Source organism: Streptomyces gilvus (genome assembly GCF_022513565.1).
Lineage (GTDB): Bacteria > Actinomycetota > Actinomycetes > Streptomycetales > Streptomycetaceae > Streptomyces > Streptomyces gilvus.
The window spans coordinates 71329-83308 of sequence record NZ_JAKWBE010000003.1; the positions used below are offsets into that span (position 1 = coordinate 71329).

An 11980-nucleotide genomic window follows, 5' to 3' on the forward strand; every position below is an offset into this window, starting at 1 on the left:
GCCGGGGCACGTACTTCGGGAAGCTTTGAGCGGCCCTCCCGAGCGTGCGTTGTCCCGGCAGACCGCACACATCACCCATGAGTACGACGAGTTTTGCTCGTTCTGCTCAACCGCAGTACCAGCAGTACCGAAAGAACAGCGAATTCAGGCGCTGGTCTCTCAGGCGCCCGGCCGGATCCCGTGGGGGGAATCCGCACCGGGACATGGGAAGGCGCCCTGGTCGTCGGCCCGTGGGGGGACCGCCGCCAGGGCGCCTTCCGCTTTTTGCTTCACCTACTGAGGTACGCCCGGTGCAACAGCCCAGGGGCGCGGGACTGTATCGATGTGCGACTCCGCCGCGTGGGCGGCGACCGACCACAGCCGGCCCGCAGCCGCCCACGCTCCTTCAGTACCGAGCTCCTGGGCGATCGGCGCCCGCCGGAGGCGTCAGCGCTCCTCGACCGGGACGAAGTCCCGCTCGACGACACCCGTGTAGATCTGCCGCGGACGCCCGATACGCGAACCCGGCTCCTTGATCATCTCGTGCCACTGGGCGATCCAGCCCGGCAGCCGGCCGAGGGCGAACAGGACCGTGAACATCTCGGTCGGGAAGCCCATCGCCCGGTAGATCAGACCGGTGTAGAAGTCCACGTTCGGGTAGAGGCTGCGCGAGACGAAGTAGTCGTCGGAGAGCGCGTGCTCCTCCAGCTTCAGCGCGATGTCCAGCAGCTCGTCGGACTTGCCGAGGGCCGAGAGGACGTCGTGCGCGGCGGCCTTGATGATCTTCGCGCGCGGGTCGAAGTTCTTGTAGACCCGGTGGCCGAAGCCCATCAGACGGACGCCGTCCTCCTTGTTCTTCACCTTGCGGATGAAGGAGTCCACATCGCCGCCGCCCGCCTGGATGCCCTCGAGCATCTCCAGCACCGACTGGTTGGCGCCGCCGTGCAGCGGGCCCCACAGGGCGTTGATGCCGGCCGAGATGGAGGCGAACATGTTGGCCTGCGAGGAGCCGACCAGCCGGACCGTGGAGGTCGAACAGTTCTGCTCGTGGTCCGCGTGCAGGATCAGCAGCTTGTCGAGGGCCGAGACCACGACCGGGTCGAGGTCGTACTCCTGCGCCGGCACCGAGAAGGTCATCCGCAGGAAGTTCTCGACGTAGCCGAGGTCGTTGCGCGGGTAGACGAACGGGTGACCGATCGACTTCTTGTAGGCGTACGCGGCGATCGTCGGAAGCTTGGCGAGCAGGCGGATCGTCGAGAGGTTGCGCTGCTTCTCGTCGAAGGGGTTGTGGCTGTCCTGGTAGAACGTGGACAGCGCGGACACCACCGAGGACAGCATCGCCATCGGGTGGGCGTCGCGCGGGAAGCCCCGGTAGAAGTTCTTGACGTCCTCGTGCAGCAGCGTGTGCTGGGTGATCTCGTTCTTGAACGAGGTGAGCTCGTCGACGGTGGGCAGCTCGCCGTTGATCAGCAGGTAGGCGACCTCCAGGAAGGTGGAGCGCTCGGCCAGCTGCTCGATCGGGTAGCCGCGGTACCGCAGGATGCCCGCCTCGCCGTCGAGGTAGGTGACGGCGGATTTATAGGCGGCGGTGTTGCCGTAGCCGCTGTCCAGGGTGACCAGCCCGGTCTGGGCGCGGAGCTTCCCGATGTCGAAGCCCTTGTCGCCGACGGTGCTGTCGATCACCGGGTAGGTGTACTCGCCGTCGCCGTACCGCAGTACTACAGAGTTGTCGCTCACGTCTTCCCTCACCGACGTAGTGCCTCATCTTCGAGGTTGCCCTGACTGTCTCTACCTTCCCCCAATTGGCTCAGGAGAGTGCACTCGGGGTCGACCATCGGGCCTATCGACGGCACTGAGTGCCGCCAACTTGCCCATCCTGCCCCCTGTCTTCCCGATCCGGAAGTGCTCTGTGACCTTCACGACTCATTTGATCGATCATTTTTCGAGATGAGCCTGAAGTCCAGCGCCGTACAGCGCCGGCCCGCCGACACCGTGCGCACCGCCTGACCGATCGCCTTGCGCGAACCGACCAGCACCACCAGCTTCTTGGCCCGGGTGACCGCCGTGTAGAGCAGGTTCCGCTGGAGCATCATCCAGGCTCCGGTGGTGACCGGGATCACCACGGCGGGGTATTCACTCCCCTGCGAGCGGTGAATGGTCACCGCGTACGCGTGGGCCAGCTCGTCCAGCTCGTCGAACTCGTACGGCACCTCCTCGTCCTCGTCCGTGAGCACCGTCAGGCGCTGGTCGACCGGGTCGAGCGAGGTGACCACGCCCACGGTGCCGTTGAAGACACCGTTCTCCCCCTTCTCGTAATTGTTGCGAATCTGGGTGACCTTGTCGCCGACCCGGAAGACCCGGCCGCCGAACCTCTTCTCCGGCAGGTCCGGCCGGCCCGGGGTGATGGCCTGCTGGAGCAGTCCGTTGAGCGTGCCGGCGCCGGCCGGCCCGCGGTGCATCGGCGCGAGGACCTGCACGTCCCGGCGCGGGTCCAGCCCGAACCTGGCCGGGATGCGGCGCGCGGCCACGTCCACGGTGAGCCGGCCGGCCTCCTCCGTGTCGTCCTCGACGAAGAGGAAGAAGTCCTTCATGCCGTCGGTGACCGGATGCTGCCCGGAGTTGATCCGGTGCGCGTTGGTCACCACGCCGGACTGCTGGGCCTGCCGGAACACGCGCGTGAGGCGCACGGCGGGGATCGGGCTGTCCTCGGCGAGCAGGTCCCGCAGCACCTCGCCGGCGCCGACGCTGGGCAGCTGGTCGACGTCCCCGACGAAGAGCAGATGGGCGCCGGGCGGTACGGCCTTGACCAGCTTGTTGGCGAGCAGCAGGTCCAGCATCGACGCCTCGTCGACCACCACCAGGTCGGCCTGGAGCGGCCGGTCCTTGTCGTAGGCCGCGTCGCCGCCGGGCTTGAGCTCCAGCAGGCGGTGCACGGTGGACGCCTCGGCGCCGGTCAGCTCGGCCAGGCGCTTGGCGGCGCGTCCGGTGGGGGCGGCCAGGACGACCCTCGCCTTCTTCGCGCGCGCCAGCTCCACGACCGAGCGGACCGTGAAGGACTTTCCGCAGCCGGGGCCGCCGGTCAGCACGGCGACCTTCTCGGTCAGCGCCAGCTTGACGGCCGCCTCCTGCTCGGGCGCGAGATCGGCTCCCGTGCGGCCCTTCAGCCAGGCCAGCGCCTTGTCCCAGGCCACGTCCCGGAAGCCGGGCATCCGGTCCTCGTCGGTGCGCAGGAGCCGCAACAGCTGGGCGGACAGGGAGAGTTCGGCGCGGTGGAAGGGGACGAGGTAGATCGCGGTGACCTTCTCGCCGTGCTCCCCGGGCACCTTCTCCCGTACGACACCGGGGTCCCCGCCGTCCTCGGGCACCTCCGCCAGTTCCGCGAGGCACTCGATGACGAGCCCGGTGTCGACCTGCAGCAGCTTCACCGCGTCGGCGATCAGCCGCTCCTCGGGGAGGTAGCAGTTGCCCTGGTCGGTGGCCTGCGAGAGCGCGTACTGCAGGCCGGCCTTGACCCGCTCCGGGCTGTCGTGCGGTATGCCGACGGACTGGGCGATCTTGTCGGCGGTCAGGAAGCCGATGCCCCAGACGTCGGCCGCGAGGCGGTAGGGCTGGTTCTTGACCACGGAGATCGAGGCGTCGCCGTACTTCTTGTAGATGCGCACGGCGATGGACGTGGACACCTCCACCGTCTGCAGGAAGAGCATGACCTCCTTGATCGCCTTCTGCTCCTCCCAGGCATCGGCGATCTTCTTCGTGCGCTTGGGGCCGAGGCCCGGGACCTCGATCAGCCGCTTGGGCTCCTCCTCGATGATCTTCAGGGTGTCCAGCCCGAAGTGCTGGGTGATGCGGTCGGCGAAGACCGGTCCGATGCCCTTGACCAGGCCGGATCCGAGATAGCGCCGGATGCCCTGGACGGTGGCCGGCAGCAGTGTCGTGTAGTTCTCGACGGTGAACTGCTTGCCGTATTGAGGGTGCGAGCCCCAGCGTCCCTCCATTCGCAGGGACTCCCCCACCTGGGCGCCGAGCAGCGCGCCGACGACCGTCAGGAGGTCGCCGGCGCCTCTGCCGGTGTCGACCCGGGCGACCGTGTAGCCGTTCTCCTCGTTGGCGTACGTGATCCGCTCCAGCACGCCTTCGAGCACGGCGAGCCGCCGTTCACCCGTGGGGTTCTCCGCCTGTTGAGCCATGATCCGACGGTACCGGTGCGGTCCGACACCCGGGAGTGAGAAGGACGGCCGGGACGTCCTCCCGGGTGGCCAGGGCCGCCGCCGCGGCCAGGTGGCCCAGGCGCAGGCCGGCCTCGGGGGTGCGGCCTTCGAGGAGGGCCGCCAGATAACCGGCGGCGAAGGCGTCACCGGCGCCCACGCGTTCGACGATCCGGGCGGCCGGGGCGGGGACGAAGGCCTCGGTGCCGTCGGCGCCGTACGCCGTCGCGCCGTACCCGGCGTCCTTGACCACGAGGGTCCCGCCGGGGCCGAGCAGGTCGCGGACGGCCGCGGGGGTGCGGGTACCCCACAGCGACTCGGCCTCGTCGCGGCCGACGAACACCAGGTCGGCGGCGCGGGCCAGTCCGAGGAGCACGGGGGCCGCGTCCTGCGGGCGGTCCCGCCACAGGGACGGGCGGTGGTTGACGTCGAAGGAGACGAGCGGGCCGGGGACGGCCCTGCGGACGACGAGACGGTCGACCAGTTCGGCGCAGCTGTCCGAGAGGGCGGCGGTGATGCCGGAGAGGTGCAGGACCCGGGCCCGGTGCAGGAACGGCTGGGCGGCCAGGGTGGGGTCCATGGCGGAGGCCGCCGAGCCGCGGCGGTAGTAGTGGACGCCGGTTCCGTCGGGGCGGGGGTCCTTGAAGTAGACGCCGGTCGGCCGCTCGGGGTCGGTCCGGGCGGCGGAGACGTCCACGCCCCGGTCGGCCAGTTCGTCGAGGACGCGCCGGCCGAGCGGATCGTCGCCGACCCTGCCGAGCCAGGCCGCCCGGTGCCCGAGGGCGGTCAGCGCGCAGGCCACGTTGGACTCGGCGCCGCCGACGGAGAGGGCGAGGGTGGTCTGGTGGGCGAGGGGGCGGGCGGCGTCGGCGGGACCGAGGACGGCCATGGTCTCGCCGATGCAGACGACCTCGGTGGCGGATCCCGTGGGGGCCGGCGTGTCAGCGCCCCTCACGTGTCCAGGACCCGGTGCAGGAACTGCTGGGTGCGCTGCTCGGCCGGGTTGCCGAACACCTGCTCCGGCGGCCCCTGTTCGAGGACCACACCGCCGTCCATGAAGACGACGCGGTCGGCGGTGTCCTTGGCGAAGCGCATCTCGTGGGTGACGACCACCATGGTCATGCCGTCCTCGGCGAGGGAGCGCATGACTCCGGTGACCTCGCCGACAAGTTCGGGGTCGAGGGCGGAGGTCGGCTCGTCGAAGAACATGATCGCGGGGTCCATGGCGAGCGCGCGGGCGATGGCGACGCGCTGCTGCTGACCGCCGGAGAGCTGGGCGGGATAGGCGTCGGCCTTCTCGGACAGCCCGACCCGCTTCAGCGCCGCGTGGCCGCGCTCCTCGGCCTCCGCACGCGACAGCTTGCGCACCTTCAGCAGGGCGAGGGTGACGTTGCCGAGGGCCGTCTTGTGCGGGAAGAGGTTGAACTGCTGGAAGACCATGCCCACATGGCCGAAGATCTCGGGGGCGCGCTTGCGGTCGTGCAGCGGTACGCCGTTCACCCACACGTCGCCGCTGTCGGCGCGCTCCAGGTCGCACATGATGCGCAGCAGGGTGGACTTGCCGGAGCCACTGGCGCCGATGAGGACGACGACCTCGCCGGGTTCCACGTCGACGTCGACGCCCTTGAGGACCTCCAGGTCGCCGAAGCGCTTGTGCACACCGGACAGGGCGATGCGGGCTGGGGCCACCGCCTGCTGCTGCGCGGCGGGATCGGTGATCATCATGCGGTGACGGCCTTTCGTTCCATGTGCCGCACGAGCCGCGACAGCGGGTAGCAGATGACGAAGTAGAGGACGGCGACGGCGATGTAGGAGGTCGCCGGGTCGCCCACGCGGTCGATGACGGCCTGGCCCTGGCGGACCAGTTCGACGTAGCCGATGACGACGGCGATGGAGGTGTCCTTGATCAGCGAGAGGTACTGGCCGACCAGCGGCGGCAGCACGATCGCGCGGGTCTGGGGCAGTACGACGCTCAGGAACGTCCGCCCCCGGCCGAGGCCCAGCACCCGCGCCGCCTCCCACTGGCCGCGCGGCACCGCCTCGATGCCGGCCCGGAAGATCTCGGCGATGTAGGCGCCCTGGTAGAGGGTGAGGGCGAGCAGGGCGGCCCCGAAGATGGTGATGCCGAAGCCGCTCAGGTAGGCGGCGCCGAAGTAGATGAACAGCATCTGGATGAGCAGCGGGGTGCCGCGGAAGACCTCCAGATAGCCGCGGGCGAGCTGGGCCAGCACCGGAACACGGCTGGTGCGGATCGCGGCGACGACCAGGCCGAGGAGCGTGCCGGTGGCGATCGCGGCGAGCGAGAGCTGCACGGTGGACCACAGCCCGGAGAGGTACAGCTCGCGGTTGGACCAGATCAGGGACCAGTCCATCTCAGGCCTCCTTGGGGGCGGGCCGTACGGCACGGGCGGGCAGCAGACGTCGTACGGCGCTCAGCGGACGCGGCCGGGCGGCGGGCCGCAGCGGCGGCTTGAACGCGACGCGCCCGATGAGCCCCGCCACCAGGACCACCGCGTTGGTGAGGACCAGGTAGAGGATCGCGGCGATGCCGAAGACCTGGACGGTCAGCAGGGTGCGGGAGTTGATGACCATGGAGGTGCCGGTCAGTTCGGGCACCGAGATGGCGGACAGCAGGGACGAGCCGAGGATGATCTGCACCAGCTGGTTGACGACGGCCGGGTAGACGTTGCGCAGCGCCTGCGGGAGCACGACGTGCGCGAAGGTGCGGACCGGGCTCAGGGCGAGCACCCGGGCGGCCTCGCGCTGGCCGCGCGGGACGGCCTGGATGCCGGCGCGGAAGATCTCGGTGAGGTACGCGCCGACGTTCACGCCGAGGGCGAGCACGCCCGCCTGCACCGGGCTCAGCCGGAGCCCCGCCGAGGGAAGCGCGAAGTAGGCGACGAACATCTGAAGCAGCACAGGAGTGTTGCGGATGACCTCGACATACACGGCGGCGGGCGCGCGCAGCACGACGAGACGGGAACCTCGGGCGAGCGCGCCGAGCAGACCGAGGGCGAAGGCGAGTACGAAGGCTTCCAGCGACAGCCGCAGGGACAGCCAGGCGGCGTCCAGATAGGTGGGCCAGTCCCGGAGGGCGTAGCTCCAGTCGACGAACATGGGACTCCTCCCGGGGTGGCGGGGACAACCCCCCGCCACCCCGCCGGGACTCAGTAGGACGGGTTGAGCGGGTAGGGGCGGCTGACGCCGAACCACTTCTTGTAGAGGTCGGCGGCCTGCCCGGAGGTGTTGAACTCCCGCAGCCAGGTGTTGACCCACTGCAGCCAGGTGGCGTCGCCGAGCGGGACGCCGATGCCGTTGTACTCCAGCGGTACGACGGACTCCTTGGTGACCTTCAGCGAGGGGTCCTGCTTGGCCTGGTAGTTGAGGAAGTTGGAGTCCTCGACCATCGCGTCGGCCTGGCCCTGCTTCACCGCGAGGACGGCGGCGGAGGAGGTGTCGTACTCCTGGATCTTCGCCTTGGGGTTGCCTGCCTTGACCGCGTCGCCGTTGGTGGAGCCCTTGGTGACGGCGACCGTCTTGCCGGTGAGGTCCTTGAGGGTGTCGATGCCGCTGGACTTCTTCACCAGCAGCACCTCGCCCGCGACGATGTACGGGTCGCTGAAGGCGACCTGCTTCGCCCGCTCGGCGGTGGTCGTGAAGTTGCAGACCACCGCGTCGACCTTCTTGGTCTGCAGGTTCGGGATGCGGTTGGCGGAGGTGGTGTCGACGATGTGCACCTTGACGCCGAGCGCGGTGGCCATCGCGGTGGCCACGTCCACGTCGAAGCCCTGCGGCTTGTTGTTCTTGTCCGTCGAGCCGAACGGCGGGAACGTCAGGCAGCTGGCGACGTTGAGGGTGCCGCGCTTGATGACGTCCTGGAGCGTCGAGGACTGCGAGCCGGAGGCCGAGCCGCCGGTGCCTGCGGAGGCGGAGGTGCAGGCGGAGAGGGATGCGACGGCAGTCACACCGATACAAATCGCCATCAGGTTGCGGGTACCGTGACGAAATCTCATCACATGCGTTCCCTTCCGGGAGGGTGCGAGGGGAGGCGGAGGGCGGGGGCTGGGGAGCCGAAAGCTGAAGAGTGTCCTGCAATGCAAAACGGCGTTTCGCATTGCGTTGGCGAGAAGTTAGCCCGGACCCTCGGGGCCGTCAACGGTGGATTTCAATATGTAACATTCAGTTTTGCAATGCAGTACGGTAAGGTGCGCCGCGTGACCCCAGACGACACCCCGGACACCACTCCCGAACCCCGCCGCAACTCCTCGTCCTCCCTGCGGCGGGCGCTGAGCATCCTGATGTACCTGGCCGAGGACGACGGCCATCCCCACGGCACGTCCCTCACGGACCTCGCGACCGGCCTCCAGCTGAGCAAGAGCACGGTGTTGCGGTTGTTGGCCCCCCTGCGGGACACCCGCCTGGTCGACCAGGACCCGGAGAACGGCCACTACCGCCTCGGCCCGCAGAACGCCCTGCTCGGCCAGGTGTACCTGGAGCGGCTGGACATCCGGCGCACGGCGTCACCCCTGCTGCACCGGCTCGCCCAGGACGCGCGCGAGGCCGTGCACCTGGTCAGCTTCGACCCGCCGGAGATCGTCTACATCGACAAGGTGGAGAGCCCGCAGGCGGTACGCATGCACTCCCGCGTGGGCGGACGCCAGCCGGCGTACTGCACGGCGACCGGCAAGGCGTTCCTCGCCCACGCGGCCGACGAGGTCCTGGACACGGTGATCGCGGCCGGCCTTCCCGCCCGCACGCCGGCCACCATCACGACCCCGGAGGACCTCCGCGCCGACCTCGCCCTGATCCGCGAGCGCGGCTACGCCATCGACGACGTGGAGAACGAACTCGACATCCGCTGCGTGGCCGCGCCGGCCTTCAACCACGCGGGCGCGGTCGTCACCGCGATCAGCATCTCGGGCCCCGCGTCCCGGGTGACCCACGAACGGCTCCCGGAGATCGGACACCGGGTGACGGAGACGGCGCGCGAGCTGACGGAACTGCTGGGCGGGGTCGCCCCGGCGTCCTGACTCCCGTCAGGGGCAGGGGGGTTGGCGCTTCTTCAGGGCGTCGAGGAAGGTGGCGAAGGCGGGGGTGGGGAAGGCGAGGGTGGCTCGGGCGGGGGTTTTGGAGTCTCGGACGGCGGTGTGGGTGGGGGTGGTGGCTATCTCCACGCACTCGTTGCCGTCGCCGGGGCCCGAGTAGGACGACTTCCGCCAGTTTTCGGGGGTGGTCACGGGGTGCCTCACCATTCCTTGCCCAGACTGTGGATGAAGTCGCGAGCTTACGGAGCTGCTGGGGCGCGCTCCGGCGTCCTGACTCCCGTCAGGGACAGGGGTGTTGGCGCTTCTTCACGGCGTCGAGGAAGGCGGTGAAGGTGGGGGTTGGGAATGTGAGGGTGGCTCGGGCGGGGGTTTTGGAGTCTCGGACGGCGGTGTGGGTGGGGGTGGTGGCTATCTCCACGCAGTTGTTGCCGTCGCCGCCGCCGGAGTAGGACGACTTCCGCCAGTTTTCGGGGGTGGTCACGGGGTGCCTCACCATTCCTTGCCCAGACTGTGGATGAAGTCGCGGGATCGCTCGGGGTCGAGGGACGCCGCTTGGCACGCGAGCTTACGGAGCTGCTGGGGGGGCTCCGACGTCTTGACGCCCGTCAGGGGCAGGGGGGTTGGCGCTTCTTCAGGGCGTCGAGGAAGGTGGCGAAGGCGGGGGTGGGGAAGGTGAGGGTGGCTCGGGCGGGGGTTTTGGAGTCTCGGACGGCGGTGTGGGTCGCGGAGTTCGCTATCTCCACGCATGCGTTGCCGTCGTCGGGGCCCGAGTAGGACGACTTCCGCCAGTTGTCCATGGGATGCCTCACAGCTCTTTCGCCAGCCGGTGGATGAAGTCACGCGACCGCTCGGAGTCGAGTGACACAGCCTCCACTTTACGGAAGCGCGTTCGAAAGGCGCCAAGCTGTGCCTCTGAGTCGATGAAGGCCGAGCCATGGGGCACGTCACGGACGACAGTGTCGAGTTTGGGCAGGGGGCCACCGACGTGCGTCATGGTGCTGGCCGCCCTGCCGAAACCGTCCAGGTCGAACGGGATGACGCGCACGGTGATGTGGTCGGCTTCGGAGAGTTCCGCGAGTTTCATGAGTTGGGCTCGGCTGGCGGCCCGGTCGCTGACCCTGATGCGCAAGGCACACTCGTGGATCACCAACTCGTACGGGATGGTGAACTGCTGACGTCGCAGCCGATGCCGTAGGCGCAACTCAAGCTCATCGCCGGTGAGTTCCGGAACTCTGGCGGAGAAGACACCACGTGCGTAGCCCTCCGTCTGGAGGAGGCCCGGCACGTACAGGATCGCCACCTCGCGCATGAATGCGGCGTGGTGCTCCAACTCGGCGAGATCCAGAAACGACGTGGGCAGCAGGCCTCGGTACTCCTCCCACCAACCGCGTGTCCGGTCAGTGGCCATCGCGACCAAGGCGTCAATGAACTCGTCATCCGTGCAGGCGTAGTGGGACGCCAGACGCCGCAGCCGCTGCTCACTCACGCCAGACAGTCCCGCCTCGATCTGACTGATCTGGACATTGCTCACGCCGAGTAGCTTGGCGGCCTCTCGGGCAGTCAGGCCGGCCGCATCGCGGAGCCTTCGCAGCTCCGTTGCCAGGCGCAGCTGGCGTGCCGTCGGTTCGCGCCTGGTGCTCATGGCCGCTCCTTGCTCCAACACGCCTGTCGGCGCGACTCGTTCGGGGTCAGATTACGCGACCGGCTTGCTCAACCGAAACTTTCAGGTCTACCGTCAGTGACGCAACGCACACACTGCGGAAGTGCACCGCTCCGCCTTGCCATGTCCTGACGGTCGCGGCGATGCCACCGCCAACCCCCACCTACGTACCGGAGTTGACGCATGCCCGAAAACGCGCCGGAGCCCTGGGAGTACTGCCTCTCCATCCCCAACGACCCCCGCGCCGTCACCGTCAGTCGCCGCACCCTCCGGCTCATCCTCACCGCGCACGGGCTGATCGGCCTCGTCGACGTCGCCGAACTGCTCGCCACCGAGCTGATCACCAACGCCGTACGGCACACGAAGGGGCCGGCCGCGTTGCGCGTGCGCTGGGCGCCGCCGGGCACGCTGCGGATCGGCGCGTGGGACGCGGATCCCGAACCGCCGGAGCCGCCGGTGCCGTTGGCGCGGCTGGATGAGGCGGAGGCGGGGCGAGGACTGGTGCTGGTCCGGGCCTGCGCGGACGTATGGGGCTGGCATCCGCTGTCGCGGCACGGCAACCGGGGCAAGTACGTGTGGTGCCAGTGCGCCCTGGAGGCGTCTGAATGTATCCCCGGCTGAGTCGGGAGGGATTTGGAGGATATCCCTGGGTCCAATGACTTACCCGAAGTCGAAAGGCGGAGGGGACCGTAGCATGTCAGGAAAGCGGTGACCGGGTCCAGGTATCAGGGACGGTGCGTCGCGAGACCCGCGCGACATGGCGAAAGCTGGATTGCCTGAACCCCAATCTCCAGTCGACTAAAAGACAGGTCCGCCGGAAAGATACCTGATGCCGGCGCCGCTCTCTGTACGGGCTACTTTGCACGGCCCGTGCAACTCCAGGGGGCGGAGCGATTCCCAGTGAGGGAATTCAAGGAGATGAGTGGGGCGCCTAAATCGCGCTAGAACGTACATTCAGATGAAACAGGGGATCACCTAAAGGGCGCGAGCCCCATGGTGACGGAGTGCCCGTAGTAGTCGCAGGAGTAACGACCTGCCAAGGGGTCCGGGAAAACCGGAAACAGGGCGAAGGGGCACAGGTGATATTGGGA

At 68.8% G+C, this 11980-nt stretch carries 13 protein-coding genes; 2 read left to right on the forward strand and 11 right to left on the reverse strand.

What is annotated here, in order from left to right:
* Window positions 1-426: 426 nt before the first annotated feature.
* The 7 genes from MKW14_RS06805 to MKW14_RS06835 form a co-directional block, all read right to left on the reverse strand.
* Window positions 427-1716: a citrate synthase gene (locus MKW14_RS06805; RefSeq protein WP_240859782.1), complete on the reverse strand. Its 1290-nt coding sequence runs from the start codon at window positions 1714-1716 to the stop codon at window positions 427-429.
* 179 nt (window positions 1717-1895) lie between these two features.
* Window positions 1896-4166, reverse strand: coding sequence for an SF1B family DNA helicase RecD2 (gene recD2 / locus MKW14_RS06810; protein ID WP_240859784.1), 2271 nt, complete (start codon window positions 4164-4166; stop codon window positions 1896-1898).
* Window positions 4135-5139: a sugar kinase gene (locus MKW14_RS06815; protein ID WP_240859786.1), complete on the reverse strand. Its 1005-nt coding sequence runs from the start codon at window positions 5137-5139 to the stop codon at window positions 4135-4137. The genes recD2 and MKW14_RS06815 overlap by 32 nt, the downstream gene beginning before the upstream one ends.
* Window positions 5136-5906, reverse strand: coding sequence for an amino acid ABC transporter ATP-binding protein (locus MKW14_RS06820; RefSeq protein WP_240860444.1), 771 nt, complete (start codon window positions 5904-5906; stop codon window positions 5136-5138). Before MKW14_RS06820 ends, MKW14_RS06815 begins: the two co-directional genes overlap by 4 nt.
* Window positions 5906-6556, reverse strand: coding sequence for an amino acid ABC transporter permease (locus MKW14_RS06825; RefSeq protein ID WP_240859790.1), 651 nt, complete (start codon window positions 6554-6556; stop codon window positions 5906-5908). The genes MKW14_RS06820 and MKW14_RS06825 overlap by 1 nt, the downstream gene beginning before the upstream one ends.
* A gap of 1 nt (window position 6557) precedes the next feature.
* Window positions 6558-7301 (reverse strand): amino acid ABC transporter permease, encoded by a 744-nt coding sequence (locus tag MKW14_RS06830; RefSeq protein WP_240859791.1) that lies wholly within the window; start codon window positions 7299-7301, stop codon window positions 6558-6560.
* Window positions 7302-7351: 50 nt separating this feature from the next.
* On the reverse strand, window positions 7352-8149 hold the full coding sequence (locus tag MKW14_RS06835) for an ABC transporter substrate-binding protein (RefSeq protein ID WP_240859792.1): 798 nt from the start codon (window positions 8147-8149) through the stop codon (window positions 7352-7354).
* Between the two features lie 249 nt (window positions 8150-8398).
* Here MKW14_RS06835 and MKW14_RS06840 point away from each other — a divergent pair, with 249 nt between their 5' ends.
* A complete protein-coding gene (locus tag MKW14_RS06840; protein ID WP_240859793.1) occupies window positions 8399-9214 on the forward strand; it encodes an IclR family transcriptional regulator in 816 nt (271 codons plus the stop codon).
* Between the two features lie 6 nt (window positions 9215-9220).
* Here the strand turns inward: MKW14_RS06840 and MKW14_RS06845 are convergent, their stop codons facing one another.
* From MKW14_RS06845 to MKW14_RS06860, 4 genes are all read right to left on the reverse strand, one after another.
* Window positions 9221-9436 (reverse strand): DUF397 domain-containing protein, encoded by a 216-nt coding sequence (locus tag MKW14_RS06845; RefSeq protein WP_276618699.1) that lies wholly within the window; start codon window positions 9434-9436, stop codon window positions 9221-9223.
* Between the two features lie 73 nt (window positions 9437-9509).
* Window positions 9510-9710 carry a DUF397 domain-containing protein gene (locus tag MKW14_RS06850; RefSeq protein ID WP_240859798.1) on the reverse strand — a complete coding sequence of 67 codons (201 nt, stop codon included), beginning with the start codon at window positions 9708-9710 and terminating at the stop codon, window positions 9510-9512.
* Between the two features lie 124 nt (window positions 9711-9834).
* Entirely contained in the window at window positions 9835-10026 is a 192-nt protein-coding gene (locus tag MKW14_RS06855) for a DUF397 domain-containing protein (protein WP_240859800.1), read from the reverse strand.
* Between the two features lie 8 nt (window positions 10027-10034).
* Window positions 10035-10871: a helix-turn-helix domain-containing protein gene (locus MKW14_RS06860; protein WP_240859801.1), complete on the reverse strand. Its 837-nt coding sequence runs from the start codon at window positions 10869-10871 to the stop codon at window positions 10035-10037.
* 201 nt (window positions 10872-11072) lie between these two features.
* Between MKW14_RS06860 and MKW14_RS06865 the strand changes: the two genes are divergently transcribed.
* Window positions 11073-11510, forward strand: a complete 438-nt coding sequence (locus MKW14_RS06865) for an ATP-binding protein (RefSeq protein ID WP_240859803.1) — start codon at window positions 11073-11075, stop codon at window positions 11508-11510.
* The last annotated feature ends 470 nt before the right edge of the window (window positions 11511-11980 follow it).

Coding starts and splice junctions, on each gene's coding strand:
- recD2 (WP_240859784.1), bottom strand. CDS start 4,166: ATGGCTCAACAGGCGGAGAACCCCACGGGTGAACGGCGGCTCGCCGTG.
- MKW14_RS06820 (WP_240860444.1), bottom strand. CDS start 5,906: ATGATCACCGATCCCGCCGCGCAGCAGCAGGCGGTGGCCCCAGCCCGC.
- MKW14_RS06825 (WP_240859790.1), bottom strand. CDS start 6,556: ATGGACTGGTCCCTGATCTGGTCCAACCGCGAGCTGTACCTCTCCGGG.
- MKW14_RS06830 (WP_240859791.1), bottom strand. CDS start 7,301: ATGTTCGTCGACTGGAGCTACGCCCTCCGGGACTGGCCCACCTATCTG.
- MKW14_RS06845 (WP_276618699.1), bottom strand. CDS start 9,436: ATGGTGAGGCACCCCGTGACCACCCCCGAAAACTGGCGGAAGTCGTCC.
- MKW14_RS06855 (WP_240859800.1), bottom strand. CDS start 10,026: ATGGACAACTGGCGGAAGTCGTCCTACTCGGGCCCCGACGACGGCAAC.
- MKW14_RS06860 (WP_240859801.1), bottom strand. CDS start 10,871: ATGAGCACCAGGCGCGAACCGACGGCACGCCAGCTGCGCCTGGCAACG.
- MKW14_RS06865 (WP_240859803.1), top strand. CDS start 11,073: ATGCCCGAAAACGCGCCGGAGCCCTGGGAGTACTGCCTCTCCATCCCC.